Origin of the sequence: Paenibacillus odorifer (genome assembly GCF_000758725.1) — a bacterium.
Lineage (GTDB): Bacteria > Bacillota > Bacilli > Paenibacillales > Paenibacillaceae > Paenibacillus_AQ > Paenibacillus_AQ odorifer.
The window spans coordinates 3047642-3072395 of sequence record NZ_CP009428.1 but is presented as its reverse complement, the minus strand read 5'-3'; the positions used below and the strand labels follow the sequence as shown (position 1 = coordinate 3072395).

The window sequence follows — 24754 nt, the reverse complement described above, 5'->3', positions numbered from 1 at the left end:
CCTTTGTTTTCAAAATCGATAAGTCCCTAAGAGTCTAGCTTTGCTAACTCCTGAAGAATTGTCTCTACATCACCATCAGGATTTAACGCTTTGATCATCTCTTTGGTAATGACTGCACCCTCATAAACTTGTGCAACGACCTCTAAAGGGAGTGTGAGTTCAAAATAACCTTCGGCAAATTCCACAAAATCCTCAGCTGTGCGGAAAATAGTCCCTAGCAAAAAGTCCGAACCATCTTCTGCCCCCGCTGGAATCTCTACCTCTCCCTTCTGCCACGCCATGTCGTTATTTTCACGCCAAAAACAAAAAGTAACATCATCCTTAGCTATCGCCTCATCTTCCAGTAAAGACAATAGCGAGGTTGGGACCTCTTCATAGATTCCTGGCCAAACTTCATGTTCGTCACGCGCATATGGACTTACTTCGGACTCATGATCAAAACCTTTAATTATCGTTCCTTGAGGTGTAAAAATAATAAACAAATTATCACCTGAGCCATTATCGATCGATGCTAGAGAAACATTCTTATCAAATATAGAATCAAAACTATGATAGCGAAGCCAGTCCTCTGGACATAAGACAATATTTAGAGAAGCAAGTATTTTCATAAGTTTTTTTAAGTTTTCGGGTGCTGGTAAAATATCTAACACATTCATCTATGATTCCTCCCCAATGTAGATATTAATGATTTTAGCATATTCATGAATTCCGGGTAAAAAAAAGACTACCCGAAGGTAGCCTTTCCAACTTAACAAAACACTAGCCTAACTTAAGACCCCGCACCCTTATATCTTCGTACGCCATAACTCCAGGCTAACAAACCAATCCCCAGGAATATAGCGCCTACTACAGGTGTCATCAGAGCAAGGCTGGTCATCTCCTCCCGCTGCAGAAAAAGCGCGGCTGGATACACTCCGACGAATGCAAATGGAATGATCCAAGTAAGCAATACCTGTATAGCACGATTGTAAATCGTTACCGGGTAACGGCCATAAGTCTGAATGTTGTACATTAACGGAAGAATCCCAGTAGGAGCATCCGAATAGAAAGACAATGAAGTCAACGTTGTATAAATCCCCGTATAGATGGCGACCGCACTTAACGTCAGAATGATCAGAGCCGGTATCGTCCACCATTCAAAGGGAAGACCCAGATTGCTGCCACTGATGGCCATAATAATAATACCTATGAATGAGCCCATAAGTGCTGGTGGATCAACATTTTCCAAAAAGATCTGGAACAAATTATGAGCTGGGCGTGTCAAAATACGGTCCATCTCACCTTTAACGATGTAACGTTCACTAAATCCCCATAGATTCACAAAACAACTAAACACCCCAAAAGGCACCATAAAGAATCCATAAACGAACACTACTTCATTCTGATTCCAACCGCCCAGGCTATCTGTATGCATAAAAATTACGAGAATAAAGATAAAGTTGGTAGCTTGAAAAAGCAAGTCTGAAATGACCTCTACCCAAAAGTCAGCGCGATAGGTGAGCCGGCTCTTCATATAGTTTTTGATATATTCAATTAATAATCCCAGGTAATACATGTTTCCTCAACCTCCCTGCACGAAGAGACGCTGCCGCGCCGCATGATATAACCAGACAATTGGAATCAGCAATACCAGGAACCAAATAATTTGTATCCCTAATACATTCCATATTCCAACCCCTTGCACCCGTCCCGTAAACACTGAACCTGGCAAGTAGGTAATCGCCTGAAACGGCAGCACCTCAAGTACGGAAGATAACCAGTTAGGAAACAGACTGATCGGTACGATTAAGCCGGAGAATAAGTCTACAATTACCCGCTTCATTCGCATCATGCCTTCATTATTTTCCACGAAAAAAGCCGAGAGCCCTGTAATGATATTGATCTGTGAATTAATTAAAAAGCTGAAAAAGAGCATCACCAGGAACCCCGCCCAAGCAGATGGCGCTGTTGGCAATTGTACTGGGAACAGCAGCATCGCTATGGCCATGCCGGGAATCATAAATAAGAGGAAGCGGAACATTCCCTCTCCAAGACCTTGCATCATTTTGACTAAGACATAGTTATAGGGCCTTATAAACTGGATAGCGATACTTCCATCACGGATATCCGTAGAGATCTCGCGGTCTAGGTTATTAAAATAAAAGGCTCTAGCCATCCACGACACAGCAACATATGATGTCATTTGCGTTGCAGTAAATCCACCCAATGAATCCCCATTACCATAGATGGCCATCCAAGTGAAATAGTTAACCCCAATATTCAGTGAATAGATAAGAATACCTGAGTAGTAGTTAATTCGATAAGCAAGCATGGTAAGGAAACGGATGCGTATAAAATCTAAGTAAGCCCCGAATAGTAATTTACGGCTATTCTCCTGAGGACCACCAGAAGACGCGCCTCCTGAGGAGGAGGACATAGCCGTTGCAGGATTAAGCTTATCAGACATGTAAAGCCTCTCTTTCATCCTTCAGAGCGGCAGCCATTTCATCAGGCTTGTCTGCAGACCCGGATTGATAAATACTGCGAACAATATCGTCCGTATTGGTCTCTATGATTTTGATATCAGTAATGTCTGCTTTTCCCACTACTCTGCTTAATACATCCGATACATTTATATCTAGCGGTATCCAGACAGATGCCCCTAGATCGTTCTCCGCAGACCAAGTAACAGGCAACCCCTCAGTCCATAACTCAAGTTGCTGACGTTTCGTTGCATTTCCAAATTGAAATTGAACCTCACGTCCGGTTCCCCAACGCTGCTTCAGGTCTTCCAGTCCTCCGTCATAAATGATACGGCCATCATCAAGCATTATCACTCGGGAGCAAAGCGCCTCAATATCTTGCAGGTCATGTGTAGTCAGCAGTATGGTTGTCCCATGCTCGCGGTTCATATCTTTTAGGAATTCACGGATCTCTGACTTCACCACAATATCTAAGCCAATGGTCGGTTCATCCAGAAATACAATCGACGGATTATGAAGCAATGCTGCTACTAATTCACAACGCATCCGCTGACCTAGACTAAGCTTACGAACCGGACGATTCAGCAGTTCTTGCAGCTGCAGCCGTTCGACCAATTCATCCAGCCGTTTCTTGAAATCTTGTTCAGACACCCGGTAAACCTTGCGCAGGAGCTGGAACGACTCAATCACCCCAATGTCCCACCATAGCTGACTGCGTTGCCCGAATACCACGCCGATATTTTTCACGAATTTCTCGCGCTCCAAATACGGAACATAACCACCTACTGTCAGATTTCCGGAAGTCGGCACGAGAATACCTGTGAGCATTTTGATCGTGGTCGATTTCCCAGCACCGTTCTCGCCGATATAACCACAGATCTCCCCTTCAGGAATGGAAAAGGAAATGTCCTTCACTGCAGTCACTTCCGTATATTCCCTTTTAAACAAATCAGCGAAGGCCCCTTTGAGACCCTCGCGGTTTTTTTGTACTTTAAATGTTTTGCGTAAGTCTTGTACTTGAATAGCAGTCATATTGTACCTCACTAAGCTTAGAGTTGGTTCCCAGTACCCCATTATAATAGAAGAAGCGCAAAAGCACTACTTCAATCTTTACTTAGCCAGTCTTTCATTTAGCGAATGGGTGTCCTTCACAGCTTCTAAATGCCCTGAGCGAGCGACTTTAGTCCGCAAATATTTCTCGTTAAAAGAAGATACATCTCCCCATAACGCTACTCTTTTCACGGCATTCATCCCTGCAGCCTTGAGCGCATCCAATTTCTTCGGATTATTCGTGATCAGCGTCACTGGTTTGTGACGTAAAGTTTGCAGAACACTGATTGCTTCTTCGTAGTTTCTTGAATCATCAGCAAATCCCAACTCTAAATTAGCCTCAACTGTATCGTATCCTTCTTCCTGTAAAAGATACGCTAAAGATTTGCTGAACAGGCCAATGCCTCTTCCTTCATGATTCGCGAGATAAAATAATGCCCCAGAGCCATGCTCAACAATCATTTTCATGGATTGATGCAGCTGGAATCCGCAATCGCAACGTTTACTGCCAAAAATATCGCCAGTATGGCAGATGCTATGCATCCGGATCAATGCATCCTCAGACCCTTCGAAATCGCCATATACCAACACACTGGATTGTTGTCCTTCTGCTAAGTTCATGGATGGCAAACGTGAAATTAAAGCTGCCGTTGCTTTACTGCTATCCTCTTGAAGAAGCTCTGCATCAGTTGTATTCAGCCAGTTGTACCATTTAAAAACAACGGTCTCGCCGTCTAAATTCACGGGTAACGTGATGGGTCCAACCAATATATTTGTGGAATTTGCTAAAGGAATTCGCGTGATTTTATTCTGTAAAATAGAAGTGATTTCTGGTTTAATCATAATTACACCTTCCTCATTGTTCATCAATGCTTAGATAGAGCTAAGCATAAGGATAAAATATTAGTTAAATTATAAGTAACTATTTGTAAGTAAGTTTATCATTGTAATATAACTTCGTCAAGTTATAATATATATTTAAATATTTATAATTACTTTATGTAAGTTTATGATATAATGAATGTCGAGGTGATATTATGAATGATTTCAACATGTGTCCTCGCTTTGAAAAAGCGGTAGACTTGCTAAGTAAACGTTGGGTCGCGCTGATCGTTTTCGTGCTTATGCCAGGGCCACGCCGTTTTGGTGAAATTGAGAGCTGTCTGTCCAATCTCAGTGGCAAGGTGTTATCTGACCGATTGAAGGAAATGGAAACCGAAGGCATTATAGAGCGAACTGTATATCCTGAAATGCCAGTACGTATTGAGTACTCTCTGACTCCAAAAGGCACAGCGCTTGCTCCTATACTTGGTGAAATTGGAAACTGGTCTACCGAATGGATTGAGCTTGGTATTAAGAAATGATTCCCGCTACACAACACAAAGAGCCCTAATTGTCCCGATCATAAGACAAGAGGGCTCTTTTTGGATTAACATCCCCTTTATAAGTCTTTTCGCTCGAAGCGAAGGAGACCTATAACAAAAGCTAACAGGGTATATCCTAGCGCATAAAAAATAAACATATTTGACGGAACCGTATTAAAATCCAGCAATCCATTCATGCTGCCGAACAATCCCATCATTCCACTCATTTCATTAGCGCTGAACAGGACGGCGGTCATTTTCCGCTGTAAACCATCCACTGGCATAAGCAGTGCCATCATTCCTGACAGATTATTTAATGTGTCAAGAACATCGGGTTCTAATCTAAGCGATCCTCCGATCTTATCAATCATCCCACCTAACCAGCCCGCTCCATATAACATTGTCATAAAGACGCCATTCCCCACTGCTGAGAAGAATCCAGAACCCAGCATAGAAATCGTAATTAGCAAAGGCACTATAGAGGAGAATAACAAAAATGATTTCAATAGGACTACGGCATCTCTAGGAACGGTTGCATGGATCTCAGTAATCCATAAAATAGAAATAAATAAAATCAGGGCATAACCAATCCCAAGCGTCACATATCCAAGCCAGCGACCTATGTACCATTTCCACCGCGGCAGCGGTCTTGGCAGTAAAGCCTGCATAACCCCTTGTTCCGCTTCACCTGCAATAGCTGAGAAGGAACTGAAGATCGCCAAAAAGGCGATTACAAAAGCGCCAAAAAAGAATCCAAGTGATAATATAAAAGCACCATTTGTAAAATTAGCTAAGAGATGCTCGCCACTGCTAATATCTGTTCTATTCGGTATTCCACTTTGTCCAATCGTATTTGCCACAAACCAAAATCCTATAAGAAAGACAATGGTCATAAGCAGTGTTAATATCATCACTCGTTTTCGCAGCAATTCCTTCCAGGTCATTCCCATGATTATTCTCATTCGTGTTCACCTCTGTGACTTAGGCCGGATACAGCACTCATAAACCAGTCTTCCAGACGTTCTTGCTTTCGTGAGACTTCATATAAGGTCATTCCTTGTTCAATAATTAACGTGTTCAGCCAGCCTACTTGCTCCTCATTCTCCAGTTCCGCTTCCAGCCAAACTGTGCTACTTTCCAATGTAGCTGGGATTGAAGCTCCTTTTTCAGATTGAGATCCAATATCCGCTGAAACTTTGATCTTAAGATCAGTACTATCCTGTAGCCAAGACAACAAAATAGGCGTAAAACCGCCCACTTTAAAATGCCAGCTTGTTCGCTTATTTAAGATCTCAGATACTTTCCCATGCCGCAGTATAACTCCGTTATTCAGCAGTGCCATACGGTCGCAGATGAGTTCAACATCCTCCAGTAGATGAGAGTTAAGAAATATCGTAACTCCCTTCTCTTTTAGCCTCTGCAAAATATTCCGAACTTCCTGACGTCCAATCGGGTCTAGCGCCGATGAGGGCTCATCCAGAAAAACGATGGCCGGATTGTTTACAAGAGCACAAGCAAGCCCTAATCTCTGCTGCATCCCTTTGGAATAATGTTTCACACGATCCCGTCCACGGTTTCCAATTCCAACTTCCGCTAGAAGCTCTGGAACTCTTTTATCGGCTACAGATCGCTCTACACGGCACAGCTTGGCATGCAGTCTTACTACTTCTTCCCCGGTAAGCCATTCTTGATAGCGATATAATTCCGGTAAATATCCGATTTGAGACTTGGCTTCAAGTGAACCGATCTTATGGCCTAATAGAGTAGCACTACCACTCGATGGACGAATGAGACCTACCAACATTTTGACAAAGGTACTTTTCCCCGCACCATTAGGGCCGAGGAAGCCAAAGGCTTCCCCTTTCCCAACAGTAATCGTTACATCACGGCAACCACGTCCGTTATCATATTCTTTGGTCAAAGACTTCGCTTCTATTGCAGCAACCGTCATTATTCAATCAACTCCTCTAGCTTCTCTAAGAATACAGCTTTATCTGTATACACGCTTCCCCCGTTGAAATCGAACAATTGCCCGTTCTGTACCCAAATGGCCGAGTATACAATCCCTTGACTATATTCATTCTGATTCAGTAGAACCGTAGTATCTTTAATCTTTATTTGATCGGTATTCAGGCCTTTTACCAGTGGCAGAGGAATTTCACCTGATAAAATGCGGCTCTGCTTTAAGCTGGATTTCAGATAATCTGGCAGCAATGGAAAATCGATTATAGCTTCCAAAGCTTCATCAACCTTTATAGTTGGATCTACAGTAATTAAAGGAGTCTTCGTCTGTGTAAGATTAGCCCATTTATCATTATCCATCGAAAGATCATAATTCACGATCTCCGAAAGATCTAATTTAATTTCTTTCCCATCTATGGCCTCTGGAAGAAGCTGTTTTGCACCCAATCTTTTCATTGCTTTATTAACCGCTTCAATATTAAGCTTCAAGGTTATTTCTTGTGAATTGGTTATATATGCGCTCTTCACATTCTTGAGCAAAGTTCCGCTTGGAAGTGTAAAACCTAGAGTCTCTTCCACCTGATTTAGCGGAATAATCCCTTTATTTGAACCAAAAGTACTTGTAAACACACCAAATTTGTTCATAGCTTCATTCATGGATTGACTTTCATTTACCTGATAAAAAATATCCCGAATATCATTTTCATTCACAACTGTAACTTCTTCCATCCGAAACTGATTCAGCAGCGATGCCATAGCCGTATTTCCTACTGGAGTTCCAAGTATAACCGCAACGATCGCGGCACCTGCCACTGCTACTCCCCACTTACGCCGACGATTCATGCGAGGTCGCTTGGATCGGCGATTAGTTATCGGATTGTCATCTGTAGATTGAGGCTGGCCCATTTCTGGGTGTGGTATATCATCATCTTTCATAACATCCACTGCCAACTGCTGACTCCACACAGCCCATTTAGGACTTGCAGGCTCAGACGCTAACTTGTTTTGCAATTTGGCCCAGGCTTCATCTGTATATTGCTTATTATGATCTTGATTTAGCGGTTGTTTAGTCATTAGTAAACCCTCCTAAATAATTTGGAGCTTCGTTTATCTCGGTTTGTTAATCTGACTGAGATAGTGATTTTGCTGCATTTTGTCTTAACCTCTGGGTCGCACGGTGCAGTAATGTCCCTACTACGGGTGGTCTTAGACCAAGCTCGCCTGCTATTTCCGCATAACTGTAACCAGAGTATCTAAGCAGAAGCGCTTGTCTATCTCTGTCAGGCAGTTCGTTCAACCATTCATGAACATCCTCCTGATCCAGCTTACTGATTAAGACTTCCTCTCCTGAAGGAGGTGATTCCCCCACTTCGTATAACTGTTCTTGTTTATTTTGCAGCCGCCGTTCCCTTGCTTTTTTGTCTAGATAATCATATCCAATACGAGTAAGGACTCTATGAAGCCAGGCACCCAGCGCTGCTGGATCATCTGGGGGGTTACGATACAATCTCAGAAAAACTTCTTGTGCCAAATCATCTGCTGCCGACTCATCACGAACCAAAGCGGTCAGCTTACGTCTGACAATAGGATAATGTTCATAGAATATTGCTTTAAAAATTTCAGATTCCGGAATTTCCATCTTGTAAATCCTCCTTATCAGCTGCAGCTATAAGTAAGACGACTATCAATGCATTTTTGTATCAAGATTACGTAAAAAAAGACAGCCCCTAAATTAATAAGGAAACTGTCTTTTAGTGTTTACCTAATTCGAATGTAACGATTAAGAATCTTTTTTGATAAAATACTTCGTTCCAGCCTAAGCTCCCAGAGCTGCTCTTTCCACTGAAACTGTTGCTCTGAATGTTCATTCTCACGTAGCTTCTCAAACAGCTTCATGATCATTATGTTAATGGCATCAAATCTTGACCATAATTCTATTACACTTTCTTCTTGAATCTGAGGACTTTCCGCTGCTGCACTAAGATTCTTTAAGCGCTCAATGATGTCAGCCTGCCACTGTCCATCTTTAATCGCCTTGGCGTAATTTAAAAGATCCAAATAATCATCGACTGACATGTGTACCGACTCCTTTGCCTACTTATACCAAGTATTATACTAGGCATTATCTATAAAGCAACCCTTTATCTCTGGACACAGCAAAAAAACAGGACTGGTATAAGAACCAGCCCTGTTTAATGAATTTAACATGATCAATTTAGTTATAACAGCTTTTGAATATCATCTTTAATTTGCTCTGATTTTGGACCAAATACGATCTGCACAGCCCCTTGACCCAGTCTCATAACACCAGAAGCTCCGAGCTGTTTCAATGCGGAATCTTTAACGGCTTTTTCGTCATTAACAATCAGACGAAGGCGTGTGATACATGCATCGATATTGCGGATGTTCGATGGACCGCCGATGTTCTCAAGAATTTGAGCAGCTTTAGAAGACGATGAAGGCGTTCCATTACCTCCAGGTGGTGCTAACAGACTTTCTTCATCATCATCTTCACGTCCAGGTGTTTTTAGCTTGAACAATGAGATAATAAAGCGGAATAGTACATAATACAAGACGAAGAATCCAAGACCCACAGGAATAAGTATCCATGCATTAGTAGACAGTTTCAGGTTTACAAGATAATCGATCAAACCTGCGGAGAAACCAAAACCAAGCTTAACATCTAAAATGTACATCAAGGCCATGGAGAATCCTGTTAATAAAGCATGAACTCCGTACAAGAGTGGTGCTACGAACATAAAGGAGAACTCAAGTGGTTCAGTGATCCCTGTTAAGAAAGAAGCAATGGCAGAACCGATGAAGATGGAAGCAACCATTTTACGTTTTTCCGGTTTAGCTGTATGAATAAATGCAAGTGCTGCCCCTGGAAGCGCAAACATCATAATTGGGAAGAATCCAGTCATAAACATCCCAGCAGTTTTATCTCCAGCGAAGAAGCGGTACAAGTCACCATGCACCAGTTCACCAGCTGCATTCGTAAAATCACCAATTTGGAACCAAGCAATCGTATTAAGCACGTGGTGAAGACCGAACGGAATCAGCAAGCGGTTAGCTGTACCGAAGATGAATGCTCCAACAGCCCCCAGTGACACAACCCAGTTCCCGAAGTCACTAATAACATCTTGTATCGGACTCCAGATCATACCCACAAATACAGCAAGAACCATCATAGAAGCTGCCGTAATGATTGGGACAAAACGTTTACCTGCAAAAAATCCGAGCCAATCAGGCATTTTTATATTGTGATATCTCTTGTATAAGAATGCTGCCCAAGCACCGGCAAAAATACCACCAAGCACACCCATGTTCAATACAACATCATCATTGATGAAAGAGAACTGAAGCGGTACGATAAGCAGAATCTTGGTCAGTACCATGTAAGAAATTACTGCTGACAAAGCTGCTACGGCGTCACCGGCAAATCCAATGGCAACCCCTACCGCGAAGATTAAGGCAAGGTTACCGAAGATCGCATTCGCTCCGGCGTTTAGAAATGGCGCAAAGTATTGATTCAGGAATCCACCAATGGTCGCTCCTAGCGGAATATCTTTTTCGTAGTTAAGCAAACCAAACCCTTGAAGAATAGCTGCCGCCGGCATGGTTGCAACAGGAAGCATTAACGACTTACCTAGTTTTTGTAGAAAAGCCAACATTTAAAATCATCCTTTCGGTTCAATAGTAGTAGTGCTCTATAAACCAATTACTTTGAAGCCACGGTAAGAATCAGATCCTGTCCTGCTGTAACCTGACCATAATGTCCGCTTACTTGAGGTGGATTCTCCTCTGTGCTGGTCACGATTACAGGCGAAATTGTGTCACAACCTGCCGCGCGAATTACGTCCAGATCAAATTCGATTAGGGTTTGACCTGCTTTTACTTGATCTCCAGAGGTTATATGACTGACAAAACCGTTGCCCTTGAGGCTGACAGTATCGATTCCGATATGTAATAGCAATTGCATACCGGAGGAATGTTCCAGAATGACTGCATGACTCGATTTCACGATATGAGCAACCTTACCGTCAAAAGGCGCTTTCAAAATTCCCTCAGATGGTTTTATTGCAATTCCGTTACCCATATGACCGCCAGCAAAGGTTTCATCCGGAACCTGTGCTAGTGGAACTGACTCCCCGCTGATTGGTGCCATGATTTCGATGGTATGTTCAGTATGTTTCTCTTCTTTTTTTGATTTCCATTTGGAAAACATATGCTCCACTCCTCTTAAGATGTTAATTTGATTTCACTAAGGTCTGAAATAACCGGTGCAAATGCATGGCTAGAAAACATAGTTCTTCTTCCGGGATTTCGACTTCAAGCGACCTTTGCATTACTTTACCGAGCTTTTGAGCCAGCTTGTATTCCTCTTTGTATTCTTTCTTAATATGTTTCACAAAGGGATTATCTATTAGTGATCCTTTTAAAATACGTTCCAGCGAAAAACGCAAGTGGATCATTAATCGGATATGATTCATACTGCCATGCTCAAAAGTTATCTTTCGTTCTTGCTGAATCATGTCTAGAAGCTCATTGACAATATTAGAGGCCTTGACTAACTGACCAACCGATACATTATTAACTGCCGAATACACATGATAAGTAAGAAATCCAATCTCATCTTCGGGGATTTGTACTTGAAATTCAGCATTGATTTTCTCCGATGCCTTGTAAGCGATCTCAAATTCCTTCGGAAATGACATTTTGGTTTCTTGCAAAAACGGATTAATAATATCCATCCCGTTGCGCAGACGGTAGATGGTGAACTGTATGTGGCTCGGGAGTGCCAGATAAATCTTGTCGTTTAACTTGTCAGGAAATTGACTTTGGATATCTGCAATTATCTCATCAGTTATTTTCATAACCTTGGGATCTATGTCTTCCAGCAAAACTTGATATTGGCTCCAGGCTTCGCGATCTTCTAGACGAAACAATTTCTCAATCCGAGCATCATTTCCTTCGATCACACCAGAACCCTTCACTGCAAATCCAATACCTTTGCCAATGATGACATATTCCTTCCCGTTTTTGCTTCCCTGAACCATTACAACGTTATTCCCTATTACACGCTGTACTTGAAATTGCTCGATCTCTCGCGACAAGCTCATCACTCCTCTCCCTAATTATCGTCAAATTGGAACAAAAAAAGCCAAGAATTGTCTAATGGAAATAAAGACAATTCTTGGCTCATGCCCTTAACGGTAACACGCCACTAAAATATAAATGATCATTTATGAACATATCATAATTCATGAACTGCTAACTCGTCAATGGTAAATTTAGAAATGTCAAGCGGAGCTCCCTTTACACCAAACAACTCCTTATAAAAACTCTTCCACGCGAGGAAGCTTATCTTTAAGCTGGCGGACGTTAGTCTCAAGCCTCAGAATAACCTCTTCCAATTCTTTTGGATCAATGCCTCGGGAAACAGGTACCTGGATTACCTCTGTTTTGGTTTCTGCCTTTAATTCCCGCATTTCCAGCTGCTGCTCTTGCCATTTATCCATCAGATCAGCGATCGTCGCATAGAAACGTTCGTAATCCTTGATTACGCTGTCCAGAAATGTATCTACTTCCTCCGCATCGTAGCCACGCAGCTTCATGCTGAATTCTTTTTCATGTATGGTTAGAGCGTCTAATGTGATGCCGAGTTGACTGAACAGCTTCCGCTGTTTGTCTAACCGACGTTTCATATGTTCATCCATCTTTTGCTACCTCCAAGTATATACTGCAATCATCCGGCAGTAACCATTATAACAGGGTGAGAGCATCCTGAAAATATTACTATAGTTGCAGTTCTAATAGTTGTCCACAACAGCTTTATTCAAAATGCCTAAGCAGCGGTCAAGATCTGTCTTTACCTGCTTTTTATATAACTTTGCCTTCTCTTCTCCATCTGAAGTGAAATGGTAAAGTACGATTTCTTGAAAATCCACTTTAGGGTCATTGCCTTTCAGCTGCTTGGTACGATATAAAATCCCTTGCTGCACCAGCTCATGCAGGGCGCGATAGATTTCACTCTGTGGAGGGGAATAACCATGGGCTTTGAAATCCCGACGTAAATCCTCCAGCATTTGATATCCGTAACCGCGGTGTTGTTCTACCATTGTTATAAGATACACCTTGATAAACGCTCGTTGAGCAATCATAAACGCCATATAAACCCTCCTCATGTTGTAAATGTTGTTGGCTAATCTTTCCTTCTATTACTCTAGTATAAGCACTATTTTCCAACTTTCACAACCTGAAATTTGATAGAGGGTTCACTTATTCCGTTGTTTATAGAGATTTGGTGGTATGTAGGATGATTTATGTGGATGTGAACAGGGAGAGTGTAGTTTTTTCTGGTCTTCTATTGTGCATTTTTCATATGATGAAAGTACGGAATAAATGGCTGTACATCGTTGATTGCGTTGAATGATTCCTCGAAGAAGTAGGTCCGCATACTTCAGCACGCCCCCCCTCCCATTCTTTGTTTGGTTTGATCAGTTTTGCTCGTTCGAGCTACTGTTTTTGCTTGTTGGAGCTACTTTCGGACCCAGTTGACCCTATTTGCTGCTTTTCCCCACTTTTGCTGTGCTATCGGACCCCATGGGCGCTATTGGCATAAAAAGTAACATTAATACAGCTATTCTTGGGGAATAGCTGCACTGGAGTCCGAAACTACTCTGTAAAAGCTTAATATTTGCAAATAGCGTCTTCTGAGTCCGAATGTTTCTGCGCAAACCAAACTCTATCTGGAACCACAAACTTCAGCACAAAATAAACTCCATCTGAGCCCACATACTTCTGCACGAAACAAACTCTATCTGAATCCACATGCTTCAGCACGCTCCCCTCCCATTCAATGTTTGATTTGGTCAGTTTTGCTCGTTCGAGCTACTATCGGACTCCATTGACTCTATTCGCTGCTTTTACCCACTTTTGCTGTCCTATCGGACCCCATGGGCACTATTGGCATAAAAAGTAACATATATACAGCTAAACTAGAGGAATAGCTGCACTGGTGTCCGATACTACTCTGAAAAAGCTTAATATTTGCAAATAGCGTCTTCTGAGTCCGCAAGCTTCAATAGAACATCGATCCACAAAACGAAACGCAAAAAAGCGATCCTCCAGTTATTGAAGAATCGCATTCCAAGTAGCCTCTCCTAATCACTATTTCATAGCGTTTTTCTCCATAAATTCATCCTTCGTCAATCCAAACAACAGTAAGTCTAAATACTGTCCATTTGTATAAATTACTTTCCGGCGCACGCCTTCTTGGACACAGCCCACTTTTCTGAGCATAGCTGCTGAGGGTTCGTTACCTTCGAGCGCACATTCGTTAAACTTGTTGAGTCTTAGCTCCAAAAAAGCATACTTCAACAGGATGTTGATAGCTCTTGTCCCATACCCCTTACCTCGATGATCTCTATCCACTTGCACGCCTATACTGAACGTACCATTTTTCTCGTCTATGCTATTAAGATTTACTCCACCCACATATTCGCCATTTAGATTCTCGATCGTAAACATCAGCCGCTGTGATGAGAATTCTGCAAATGTATCTACAAATTTTTGGGATTCAGCTATGGTAGGTGGTAGTTCAACAGTACACTCTAAAAGTCGCCGCGCTGGTGTATCGAAACGGTTGATGTAATGACCTTCCCAATCCTCTTCCTGAACGGATCTTAGTCTTATTTTCTCATCCTGCCAAAAATAATGAGTGTAATCTACCTCTCTCATCTTGTACCTCCGAGTTTAATAATTTAGAGATTATGATAACACATCTACAGGATTATATTGGTATAGTATTTTTAAAATCAACTTTACGGTTTAAAAGCATAGTATTATATATTCATAAAACGCGATTCCCGAAATCATCTGAAATAGAGGTATATACTATGAATGAATATCAATTGATTAGCGATTATAAACACATCGATAAATATAAGCTTAGCTTCAATTCTTTAGCCCAATCAATCTTTGGTATTGATTTTAAACCTTGGTATGAACAAGGGGGCTGGAATGACAAATATATTTGTTATTCCTTTATCGATGAAGATCACGTCATTGCGAATGCATCTATTAATAAAATGACTATTCTCATCAACAAAAAAGAATACAACGCCATCCAAATTGGGACGGTGATGACACATCCTGATTATCGTATGCAAGGTTTATCCAGAAAATTAATAGACCACATTATCGCTAAGTACGAACATGAATACGACTTCCTCTACTTATTTGCTAATGAGCGCGCTTTGGATTTTTATCCTAAATTCGGGTTTGAACGCATGCAAGAAAGCAGCTTTTCACTTAAAGTTGCTCATCTTAGCAATCAGCCAACTACAACCTACTCTGTGCGGCCTTTATCTATAGGTAACCCCGTTGATTTTAGCATGATCAAAAATTTCGCAGTCAAAAGAACACCGGTATCCTCCGCGCTAAGTGTGATAAATAATGAACATCAGCTGCTGTTTTATTTTATTCTTCCTTTTCATGATTCCTTTTATTATATTGAAGAGGCTGACGTTATTGTGATCTTTAAACATGAGGATCATCAGCTTCATATTTTTGATATTATCAGTACAACAAGTTTTGATATCAACACAGTATTGAAAAGCATTATTTCTCCGGAAACTGAGGTTATACATTTTTATTTCACACCAGATTATCCAATCGATCAAGTTAAGGCAGAATTAATTTTCCAAAGTGAAGATACCTTATTTATACGTCCGCTATTAAAAGAACTCCCTCAACATTTCATGTTTCCTATTACCTCTCATGCCTAGTTAACGAAAAGAAAGGCTGCCACATGGCAGCCTTTCTTAATCGTGCATAGGAATATACATACTCTGTATCTCTTGTACTCCAGGGACAAATCCTAGATTTAAATAAACAGACTCCGCGTCATTACCTTCCATGACATATAACCTTAGGATCGGATACTTATCTTTCAGGAGATTAAGTCCTCTTTTCAACATCCGTGTAGCAATCCCTTTTCCTCTGTAAGCAGGTATTACACCAATACTGTAAACTGCTGCGTAATCATCTTGTAAACCCAAGAGACAATTCGCAATTAGCTGTCCCGATTTCTTATCATACACAAGCGTGGACGCTGTAAGTAATACTTCATTTGTATAATTAGGTTCTTCACTTGGGATAAAATCTTCATAAGAGAATTTCTTTCTTCTTGTTGCCTCAAGACTTCCATCAAAGCTCGCATAGTTACATTCGGCGATCTGCTCTTCAAGAATAAATCGTTTAGCGCCCATACCATTATCTTCGATCTGAGGACTTTCAATCCTTAACTCTTCGTTCCATTCGACCTCAAAATGATCTGTAGGACGGTGCATCCAACGGCATCTGAACTCATCAGGCCAAAACCCTGCCCGCGCAAATAATTGAACCTGGTCTGGCAGAACCTCGAAGGTTTTTATAGGTTTTGTGCTATCTGACCAATAAATCAAAAGCTTTTTTAATAGCTTCAGCACCACAAATGTATCGTTAAAAGGTGGAATAACAAATAAATGATATATCCGATTAGGCGACATCCTTACTCCACCTATTTTTGACTCCCCTCTATAGATCCAAAAAGCGTTTCTTTGGGCAGAATTGAACCCTTCTTCTTTAAAAAAACCATTATATTGCATATTATAATAAATGGAACAGTACAGTCCCCATTCTTCCGAGTCTGCCATACGAATAGAATAATCATTATTTAAGTCATATGAAATCTCGTATTCAGACCATGCCATTAATTGCATTTACATTTCCTCCTCGCTAGTCCTATCACCTTCTGTATTCCATAGTATCACTTCTTAAAGTAAATGTTTGGTAATAAACTGTTATATTAATCTTTTGCCGATTTAAAGCAAATGCTTTTCTTTTATTTTAGAAACGGCTTGTACCCGGTTTTTAACCTCAACGATTAGCATAGGGCTGAAAGATTCTCTCAATTGCGGTATGCAAACTTAACCAGAACCGTACAAGATGGTTATCTGCAAGTTCCAGTGACAACCATGCAACCTCATCGGAATGAGTGCGAGCCCATTCAGCCGCAAGTGTCGTTTTTCCAAATCCAGCTGAGGCGGCAATAAGCGTTACTTTAGCACGGTTTTCATCCATGAGTTTGGACATTAATCTTATGCGCTGAACATAATAAGGAGCCTGCTTTGGAATGGTGACTCGTGAGGCAATTATAGATTGTTGAGAATAAGTGAGCGCCCGTTAGTTCGGTGTAGGAGAATTCATTGGAACCTTCCTCTTTTTAAAAAATTCAATTTTTAACCATCTATTAAATACTAACATAACATTGTAGCTTTCTGACGTCCAATATCTAAAAAAAAGACCGCCAATTGGCAGTCTTTTTTCTAATATATTCTCGAGCATAACCAAAAAGCAGAACCCACTGCGAGAATGCCTGCCATAGTTACAAACAGGACATACCCTTTCTTTGTTCTAGTAACGGCGTGCTTATCATAAAACTCTGGTTTTCGAACAATTCCAAACCATAGATCAGCAATTAAATTCACGACTACTAAAGAAAAATTCTTTAATTTACTCATGTCATCTCTCCTTCTACATGTAAGGATTCATCTCTCTAACCCTTCAAGCTCTGAGCAAAACCTGACCTCCATGACGGGTAAGATGGGCTCCATCCGTAATCCATTCGAGCTTTTGTATTGGACGCCCCCCGTTCCCAGCCTTCTCTGCCCATTTGCGAAGCAGGTCCAGGAGCTCCCAAGAGTTCTGAAAAAACAGGCATCCAATCTATTCCTCGCGCAGGTTCATTGTCCACAATATTGACTGGACCAGAAGGCCAGTTCAGAGCAAGCGCCGCCGCGTTAGCTGCATCCTCCACATGAAGGAATGACGTAACTGCTTCTGTTGCTGTCAGTCTTCCATGCCGAATTTCTTCTGTCATTAATCCTGCAGAATCATACCAAGTCCCTTGGCCGTACAACATTCCGTACCGCAAAATCACATGATTAGGAATCTCAGCGACTGCTTTTTCAAGGGAGCGGATACCCTCAATGGTTCTCATCCGTGATTCAGAAGCATTAGTATCTAATGGAGTATTCTCCGTGGCAGGTCCCTCACCAGCTTCATATGCCCAAGAGATACTTTGGGCAATGATCTGTTCAACCCCGGATGCCAATGAAGCATCGACAATATTTCGTGTTCCTTCTATTCTTATCCTTGAATTATCTGCAAAATTCCGCTGACTTAGTGAAGTCAGCTGATGAATCACCACTTCAGGTTGAGCTGCGCGAATAGCCGCAAATATAGACTCACGCTCATACACATCCGCGATTACCGCTTGTGCCCCAATGCTCTCAAGGATTGTTTTGTTTTCTTCTTTATGGGTCAGACCGATAACCTCATGCCCCGCTTGAAGTAACTTAGGAAGCAATAGCCGTCCAATCACACCTGCAGCACCTGCAACAAAGATTTTCATCTATTCCCTCCTTTTTGCTGTACCGTATCTTATGGCATAGCTAGAGTTAAAGCATAATTTGAATGATTATCCATATGATACCACATATGCAAAAAAGACTGCACCTCACAGCAGGCTAAGAGGTGCAATCTTTGAGTTGAATCATTATCATAAAGTGTTTTTATCCAAAAATAGCAGCTTGTCTTTTATAAAGATCTTCCAATACCAAGCAAGCCATTGCTTCAACAACCGGCACGATTCTCGGACAGATACATGGATCATGTCTGCCCTCCGTTTTAATCTCTACTTCTTCACCATTCGTGTTTATGGTCTGTTGAGTAACAGAAATCGATGATGTAGGTTTTACACTTATTCGAAAAATAATTTCTTCTCCTGTGCTAATTCCGCCTATAATCCCACCGGAATGGTTACTAAGAAATCCATCCTTATTCATCGCGTCATTATGTTCACTTCCAAGCATAGAGGCCGCTTCGAATCCAGCTCCAAACTCTATTCCCTTTACAGCACCGATAGATAACATCGCTTTAGCTAACTCTGCATCCAATTTATCAAATACGGGTTCTCCAAGACCCGGAATAACCCCTCTAATCCGACACTCCACGATACCTCCACAGCTGTCTCCAATCGAAGCTAAGTGTTCAATTTTTTTAATCATTTCAGCTCCTGCCTTAGCATCGCAGGCGCGGACTGCATTTTGTTCAATGACATCTTCATCAAAGGTTTGGCACTTAATCCCTCCGACCTCTTGCGTGTAGGCCAGTACCTCAACTCCTCTTCTTTCAAGCAGTTTCCGAGCGATCGCTCCGCCAGCTACTCTTGCCGCTGTTTCCCTACCTGATGCCCGCCCACTGCCTCTATGATCGCGAATTCCGTATTTCTGCAAAAAAGTATAATCCGCATGGCCGGGTCTAAATGAATGCTGAATATCGTTATAGGCCTCCGGTTTCATATCTTTGTTGTACAGGACCACAAAGAGTGGAGTTCCGGTTGTTTTCCCTTCGAATACTCCTGATTGTATTTGCACAACATCATATTCCTTACGCGGTGAAGTTACTGAGGACTGGCCTGGTTTCCTTCTATCCATCTGTTTCTGGATATATGCTTCATCAATTTCAACATTAGGTGTAACTCCATCCACTATGACCCCAACCGCTGCACCATGTGACTCTCCAAAGGTAGTAATCTTAAATACTTCCCCAAATGTGTTACCTGCCATAATATTCAAACCTCCATTGCCGACTCTTTTATTATTTATCTATCCAAATTATAATAAGATTGTTGCAATTAATGAAATCACATTTTCAATAGACTGTCATAGAGGTGATCTATATCAAATTCTTTAATCTTGAATGGTATCGCATTTTTTTATATACGGCTCGTTACAAAAATCTAACAAAGGCTGCAAATGAATTGCATATTACACAGCCATCCGTAAGTTATGCCATTAAACAAATGGAGGATTCTTTAGGACTCAAATTATTTCATCGTTTATCTAAAGGTGTAGAGCTAACTGAGGAAGGACTGGCGTTATTGGAATATGTTGAGCCCTCTTTAGTCATGCTGGATTCTGCACAAAAGCATCTTCACAATCTAAAGCAGTTAAACGAAGGAGAAGTTCGGATTGGAGCGAGTGATTCCCTTATTAAAAATCTATTGCTTCCACAATTGAACGCATTCCACAAACAATATCCCGGTATACGAATTCGGCTATCACACGGAAAAACGCATGAGATCACCAAACGTTTGAAAGAAGGCGAAATAGACTGTGCGCTCGTCCATATGCCTATTGACGATCCACAATTAAATATTCAGACGCTTGCCACCCTTGAAGATTGTTTTGTAGTGGGACGAGCCTTTCAGCAACTGGCAAACCGTTCGCTTACGGCGAAAGAACTTGCAGAGTTACCTTTTATTTTATTATCCCCAGAAAGCAGTACCAGACTGTTTGTTGATTATTGGTTTGCTGGTAAGGGTTTGTCCGTTAAACCAGATATAGAGCTGGGCAGCATCGATTTACTCTCTGAATTCGCAAGACTTGGTTACGGGGTAGCGTTTATTAGCCGTTCTTTTGTAATTGAGGAGATTCAAAAAGGAGAACTTTTCGAGCTGCAATTAGATGATCCGCCTCCACCCCGGAATATAGGATTCGCAATCCATCGCGATATGAGGTTATCCGTAGCAGCTGATTCTTTCGTCCGCATGCTTCGTATCCTTGATTAAGATCGTGCACGTAGCAGCACATATGGACACTGCGGAACGGGGCATATGCTTAGCAACCATAAGGACGCTGCGGAACGGGGCGATTTCGTAGCTGCAAACCGGGGGCGTATGCTCAGTAGGATAAGGACACAGAGTCCGGGTGCGCTTACGTAGCAATATAAGGACACAGTGGAACGATGCACGTATGTATAGCAAAAGGACACAGTGATCGGGTGCGCATACATAGCAGTACAAAGACAACACGTGCGTAGCAGCATAAGGACTCTAGGGAACCCTGCATGTACGTAACAGCATTAGGACACAGCGGAACGATGCACCTCCAGCATAAGGACACAGTGATCGGGTACGCATACATAGCAGTACAATGACAGCACGTGCGTAGCAGTATAGGGACACTGCGAAATGGGGCACGTTCGGAGTTGCAATCCGATGCGAATACTCTGTAGCATAAGGACACGTGACCGGGTGCGCTTACGTAGCAATACAAGGACAGCACGTGCGTAGCAGCATAAGGACACTCCGAAACGATGCAGGTACGTAGTGGGAAAGGACACAGTGATCGGGCGTGTACGTAGCAGTACAAAGACAGCACGTGGCGTAGCAGCATAGGGACACTCCGAAACGATGCAGGTACGTATTAGCAAAGGACACAGGGGACCTTAAACGCAATATTATTCAATATTTGGAGCCCTATCGGACCCCATTGCAGCTATTGGCAAAAAAAACAGCAAATAAGAGCCTCATTCTATAGAATAGCGTCCATGGAGTCCGAAATCCTGCTGCAAAGGCTAAAAATTAGCCAATAGCGTCCTCTGGGTCCCTATGCCTCAAAAGTGGATGAGTTATGGGTGATTCCATGAGACGCGATGGACTAAAAACGCAAAGGAGCGATTCTCCATTAATCGGAGAATCGCTCCTTGTAACCTTTTACCGCTTTTAAAGCAGGTTATTATAATGATTATATTTTATCGCGGTTGTAGACTTCAGCCGTCCGATCCGCTCTGTTAGCCATCGAATTTCCTAATCTAGTGTCTTCGTTATAGACGCCTTCGTAACGCTGAGTATTCAGCGAACGGTTGCCGCGGAACACATCATGCGCTTGATAGCCGCGTCCATTATCATCGACTAGTACAAGGATTTTGCCGCTTTCCACATACCCTTCGTACTCTTTAGCCTCATCCTCAGGAATACCGAGTCCGATCAAGCCACCTACTAATCCACCTGCGCCTGCACCAACTGCTGCACCTGTAAGGGTAGCAACTATAGGCCCTGCCGCCAGGATCGGTCCAATCCCCGGAATCGCCAATGCTCCGATCCCTGCTAATAGTCCGGCAACGCCGCCAACTACACCACCTGTAGCAGCGCCTGTTGCTACTCCTTCTGGAGCTTTTGTGCCTGTATCCTCTGAGATGTTTCTAAGCTCATCACGATCACGTGTGATTACTGATATTTCATCATTACTAAATCCTTGATTGTGAAGTCCTTCAATTGCTCTGGTTGCTTCTTGTTCTGTGTCGAAAATACCTACGATTTTTTTAGTCACTTGAAGCCCTCCTTAGTAATTGTCTTCGCTAGTAATTACCCTTTAAACGGGAGACCAAACATCTAAGGAAAAATTTCAAGAGCATATGTACCATAAATTATTTTACGGGACGTGTACGATTAGTCGGAATAGCCTGTAATGGGTCATCTGGCCAATAGTGCTTCGGGTACCGTCCTTTCAGATCTTTTTTGACCTCAAAATAGGTCCCCCGCCAAAAACTTGCTAGATCAGAGGTTACCTGCACAGGCCGTCTAGCTGGTGACAAAAGATGCAGCAATACCGGCACCTTTCCCCCTCCAATTCGAGGTGTGTCCAGCTGTCCAAACATCTCTTGCAATCTTACTGCCAATACCGGGGCAGCAGAATTAGTATAATCTACGGGCACACGCGAGCCACTGGGAACAGATATATGTGTAGGTGCTTCCTTTTCCAGCATCTGTCGCTGATTCCAGTCCAACATCCCCTCAAGCGCCCGTGCTAACGGTACACGCTGAAGGTCACGGAGGTTCCTCATACCTTGCAGATATGGCAAAAGCCATTCCTCCAACGTAGCAATTAAAGCAACATCTGATACATCCGGCCAATCTGAACGTAAGGCATGCATAAACATCAAACGTTCGCGAAGCTGTAAGGTTCCCTTCTCCCACGGTAGAGTTTCAATGCCATCTGTAGCGATGACACTTAACAGTACGTTTGCCGTTTCTTCCGCGGAGGGTCTTTCATGTGAAGTTTCTTTTAAGACCAACGCGCCGAGCATTGTGCGACGACGTTTCTTCACACTCCCACTTTCTTTATCCCAATACACATCCGCTTCTTCTGTGATGCGGTCTGCATGATAGGTAAGCAGTTGTCTTTCTTCTATCTCAGCTGCCAGCATAATTGCGCCCTGTGTAGCGCGATCATCGATCGAAGCAGCTACGATATAAGGTGACCGGGCCAGCGGTTGTCCTTCCCGCATGGCCGCCCCCCGACCGGAGGAGAGCAGAAACGCGCCATCGCCGCGTTTCTGCCCGATCCGGTCGGGATAGGCGAACGACAGAAGCAGCCCGCAGCGGCTGATGTCGTTCACGTTCTCGCCCGGCGCGGCTTGCAGCTGCGCCAGGAAAAGGCGGCTCTCGCGCTGCACAGCGCGCAGAGCCGCCGGGTCCGCTCCGCCGCTATCAGCGGAGCGCTCGAACCGGAGCAGCGCCTCAACGCGGAGCGTGAGGTCGCAACCTAGGGCCGCGGGACCCTTGAAAAGGTCCCGCTCTTGCAGCAGCGCCGCCAGCCGGCAGGCGAGCGGTGCTGCGCCAAGCTCTGCCGCGCGCAGCAGCATATGCGCGGCTCGCGGGTGCGCGCCAAGCGCGGCCATGCTGTGGCCGTGCGGCGTAATGGCGCCGCCGGCGTCCAGCGCGCCGAGCTGGCGCAGCAGCGCGGTGCCCTGCGCATAAGGCGCAGCGGGCGGCGCGTCAAGCCAAGATAGCGCGGCAGGATCGCGCACGCCCCACAGCGCCAGCTCCAAAGCAAGCTGCGCAAGGTCCGTCTGCATAATCTCCGGCACATTGTCATCCGGAAGTCGATTATGCTCCTCCTGACTCCACAGCCTGTAGCACACGCCTGGGGCTGTCCGTCCGGCACGTCCCCGCCGTTGATCCGCGGAGGCTTTTGATACCGGGACCGTCGTAAGACTCGGCATTCCTGTGCGTGGTGAGAATACCTGTGTACGGCGTTGCCCTGTATCAATCACCGTTCGCACGCCTTCAATCGTTAGACTTGTCTCAGCTATAGAAGTCGCAAGCACTACTTTTCGTTCACCTTGAACAGATGCAGCCACGGCTGCATCTTGGATATTTTGTGGCAGCTGACCATATAAAGGGCGAATAATTGCCGGAACTGGCAAGCTCCCATTTTCCAACTCACTTTGAGTTCTGCGTATTTCTCTTTCCCCCGGTAAAAAGACGAGAATATCTCCGGGTTGTTCAGCAAGCGCATGTCTCACAGCAGCTGCAGCAGTTTTTTCCAGTGGAAGATTCCCAGTAGTTGGCACATAGATTGTTTCTACAGGATAGGTTCTGCCCGGACAATTTACTACAGGCGCATCCCCTAGTAAAGCAGACACCCGCTCACTGTCCAAGGTAGCTGACATGATAAGAATCCTTAGATCCTCCCGCAACACAGCCTGTGCTTCCAGTGCAAGGGCAAGTCCCAAATCCGCATGAAGACTGCGCTCATGGAACTCATCAAAAATAACTAAACCCACATCACCCAAAGAAGGATCGCTTTGCAGCATTCTCGTTAATACTCCTTCAGTGACTACAACAATCCGCGTATTTTTGCCTACTTTAGTGTCATTCCGCATCCGATAACCTACCGTCTGTCCAACACTTTCTCCAAGGCAGGATGCCATGTAAGTGGCGGCAGATCTAGCAGCAAGCCTTCTAGGCTCTAACATTAAAATGCTTTTACCCGCCATCCAGGGTTCGTCCAAAAACGCCGGAGGCGTTCCAGTTGTTTTGCCTGCACCCGGTTCAGCGATAAGTACTGCTGCCTGCGCAGTGTTAAGTATGTTTTTCAGGTCAGGAAGCACCTGTATAATCGGAAGCTGTTTCATTCTATCTCTCCATCGTCTATAATCATATGTTATAATTTTCCTAGAAGTTATCTTAGATCATCTTCATCATGTGTGAAAAAACCTTAAAGATCAAGACTTACC

The 24754-nt window shown here is 43.2% G+C and carries 26 protein-coding genes; 3 read left to right on the top strand and 23 right to left on the bottom strand.

The genetic code is table 11. The features are described 5' to 3' along the window. Positions 1–26 precede the first annotated feature (26 nt). The 5 genes from PODO_RS13280 to PODO_RS13260 form a co-directional block, all read right to left on the bottom strand. Positions 27–656 (bottom strand): hypothetical protein, encoded by a 630-nt coding sequence (locus PODO_RS13280; RefSeq protein ID WP_038570641.1) that lies wholly within the window; start codon positions 654–656, stop codon positions 27–29. 113 nt (positions 657–769) lie between these two features. Further along, entirely contained in the window at positions 770–1555 is a 786-nt protein-coding gene (locus tag PODO_RS13275) for an ABC transporter permease (protein WP_036686696.1), read from the bottom strand. A 6-nt stretch (positions 1556–1561) separates the two neighbouring features. Continuing rightward, on the bottom strand, positions 1562–2311 hold the full coding sequence (locus PODO_RS13270; protein ID WP_051491475.1) for an ABC transporter permease: 750 nt from the start codon (positions 2309–2311) through the stop codon (positions 1562–1564). Between the two features lie 127 nt (positions 2312–2438). After that, positions 2439–3494 (bottom strand): ABC transporter ATP-binding protein, encoded by a 1056-nt coding sequence (locus PODO_RS13265; protein ID WP_038570639.1) that lies wholly within the window; start codon positions 3492–3494, stop codon positions 2439–2441. Between the two features lie 78 nt (positions 3495–3572). Continuing rightward, positions 3573–4355: a GTP cyclohydrolase II gene (locus tag PODO_RS13260; RefSeq protein ID WP_036686690.1), complete on the bottom strand. Its 783-nt coding sequence runs from the start codon at positions 4353–4355 to the stop codon at positions 3573–3575. Between the two features lie 194 nt (positions 4356–4549). Here PODO_RS13260 and PODO_RS13255 point away from each other — a divergent pair, with 194 nt between their 5' ends. After that, positions 4550–4876: a catDE operon transcriptional regulator CatR gene (locus PODO_RS13255; RefSeq protein WP_036686688.1), complete on the top strand. Its 327-nt coding sequence runs from the start codon at positions 4550–4552 to the stop codon at positions 4874–4876. Positions 4877–4953: 77 nt separating this feature from the next. Here the strand turns inward: PODO_RS13255 and PODO_RS13250 are convergent, their stop codons facing one another. The 11 genes from PODO_RS13250 to PODO_RS13200 form a co-directional block, all read right to left on the bottom strand. After that, positions 4954–5838 (bottom strand): ABC transporter permease subunit, encoded by an 885-nt coding sequence (locus tag PODO_RS13250; RefSeq protein WP_038570635.1) that lies wholly within the window; start codon positions 5836–5838, stop codon positions 4954–4956. Beyond that, positions 5835–6827, bottom strand: coding sequence for an ABC transporter ATP-binding protein (locus tag PODO_RS13245; RefSeq protein WP_038570632.1), 993 nt, complete (start codon positions 6825–6827; stop codon positions 5835–5837). Before PODO_RS13245 ends, PODO_RS13250 begins: the two co-directional genes overlap by 4 nt. Further along, complete coding sequence (locus PODO_RS13240; protein WP_038570629.1) at positions 6827–7912, bottom strand: hypothetical protein; 1086 nt, start codon at positions 7910–7912, stop codon at positions 6827–6829. The genes PODO_RS13245 and PODO_RS13240 overlap by 1 nt, the downstream gene beginning before the upstream one ends. A gap of 46 nt (positions 7913–7958) precedes the next feature. After that, positions 7959–8477, bottom strand: coding sequence for a sigma-70 family RNA polymerase sigma factor (locus PODO_RS13235; RefSeq protein WP_038570626.1), 519 nt, complete (start codon positions 8475–8477; stop codon positions 7959–7961). A 119-nt stretch (positions 8478–8596) separates the two neighbouring features. Next, complete coding sequence (locus PODO_RS13230; RefSeq protein ID WP_036686678.1) at positions 8597–8914, bottom strand: hypothetical protein; 318 nt, start codon at positions 8912–8914, stop codon at positions 8597–8599. A 143-nt stretch (positions 8915–9057) separates the two neighbouring features. Then, positions 9058–10512 (bottom strand): N-acetylglucosamine-specific PTS transporter subunit IIBC, encoded by a 1455-nt coding sequence (gene nagE / locus PODO_RS13225; protein ID WP_036686675.1) that lies wholly within the window; start codon positions 10510–10512, stop codon positions 9058–9060. A 47-nt stretch (positions 10513–10559) separates the two neighbouring features. Continuing rightward, positions 10560–11066, bottom strand: a complete 507-nt coding sequence (locus PODO_RS13220) for a PTS sugar transporter subunit IIA (protein WP_036686673.1) — start codon at positions 11064–11066, stop codon at positions 10560–10562. A 22-nt stretch (positions 11067–11088) separates the two neighbouring features. After that, positions 11089–11961, bottom strand: coding sequence for a PRD domain-containing protein (locus PODO_RS13215; RefSeq protein WP_036686671.1), 873 nt, complete (start codon positions 11959–11961; stop codon positions 11089–11091). 213 nt (positions 11962–12174) lie between these two features. After that, positions 12175–12558 (bottom strand): DivIVA domain-containing protein, encoded by a 384-nt coding sequence (locus PODO_RS13210; protein WP_036686669.1) that lies wholly within the window; start codon positions 12556–12558, stop codon positions 12175–12177. A gap of 93 nt (positions 12559–12651) precedes the next feature. After that, positions 12652–13011, bottom strand: a complete 360-nt coding sequence (locus tag PODO_RS13205) for a replication termination protein (protein ID WP_036686667.1) — start codon at positions 13009–13011, stop codon at positions 12652–12654. Positions 13012–14011: 1000 nt separating this feature from the next. Beyond that, entirely contained in the window at positions 14012–14581 is a 570-nt protein-coding gene (locus tag PODO_RS13200; RefSeq protein WP_036686665.1) for a GNAT family N-acetyltransferase, read from the bottom strand. Between the two features lie 158 nt (positions 14582–14739). Here PODO_RS13200 and PODO_RS13195 point away from each other — a divergent pair, with 158 nt between their 5' ends. Next, the gene (locus PODO_RS13195; RefSeq protein ID WP_036686664.1) at positions 14740–15630 is read left to right on the top strand and encodes a GNAT family N-acetyltransferase; all 891 of its coding nucleotides are present in this window, start codon (positions 14740–14742) and stop codon (positions 15628–15630) included. A 36-nt stretch (positions 15631–15666) separates the two neighbouring features. Here the strand turns inward: PODO_RS13195 and PODO_RS13190 are convergent, their stop codons facing one another. The 5 genes from PODO_RS13190 to aroC form a co-directional block, all read right to left on the bottom strand. Then, positions 15667–16605 carry a GNAT family N-acetyltransferase gene (locus PODO_RS13190; protein WP_038570621.1) on the bottom strand — a complete coding sequence of 313 codons (939 nt, stop codon included), beginning with the start codon at positions 16603–16605 and terminating at the stop codon, positions 15667–15669. 157 nt (positions 16606–16762) lie between these two features. Then, the gene (locus PODO_RS13185) at positions 16763–16978 is read right to left on the bottom strand and encodes a DnaB-like helicase C-terminal domain-containing protein (RefSeq protein ID WP_038570619.1); all 216 of its coding nucleotides are present in this window, start codon (positions 16976–16978) and stop codon (positions 16763–16765) included. Positions 16979–17211: 233 nt separating this feature from the next. Further along, on the bottom strand, positions 17212–17406 hold the full coding sequence (locus tag PODO_RS13180) for a hypothetical protein (protein WP_036686658.1): 195 nt from the start codon (positions 17404–17406) through the stop codon (positions 17212–17214). Between the two features lie 35 nt (positions 17407–17441). Continuing rightward, positions 17442–18299 carry an NAD-dependent epimerase/dehydratase family protein gene (locus PODO_RS13175; RefSeq protein ID WP_038570616.1) on the bottom strand — a complete coding sequence of 286 codons (858 nt, stop codon included), beginning with the start codon at positions 18297–18299 and terminating at the stop codon, positions 17442–17444. Positions 18300–18459: 160 nt separating this feature from the next. Beyond that, positions 18460–19515, bottom strand: coding sequence for a chorismate synthase (gene aroC / locus PODO_RS13170; RefSeq protein WP_036686655.1), 1056 nt, complete (start codon positions 19513–19515; stop codon positions 18460–18462). 104 nt (positions 19516–19619) lie between these two features. On the opposite strand from aroC, the gene PODO_RS13165 reads away from it, so the two are divergent. Then, positions 19620–20519 carry a LysR family transcriptional regulator gene (locus tag PODO_RS13165; protein WP_244886478.1) on the top strand — a complete coding sequence of 300 codons (900 nt, stop codon included), beginning with the start codon at positions 19620–19622 and terminating at the stop codon, positions 20517–20519. Positions 20520–21477: 958 nt separating this feature from the next. On the opposite strand, the gene PODO_RS13160 is transcribed toward PODO_RS13165, so the two are convergent. Then, complete coding sequence (locus PODO_RS13160) at positions 21478–22062, bottom strand: general stress protein (protein WP_051491471.1); 585 nt, start codon at positions 22060–22062, stop codon at positions 21478–21480. A 97-nt stretch (positions 22063–22159) separates the two neighbouring features. Continuing rightward, positions 22160–24652, bottom strand: coding sequence for an ATP-dependent helicase HrpB (gene hrpB, locus PODO_RS13155; protein ID WP_038570614.1), 2493 nt, complete (start codon positions 24650–24652; stop codon positions 22160–22162). Positions 24653–24754: the final 102 nt, after the last annotated feature.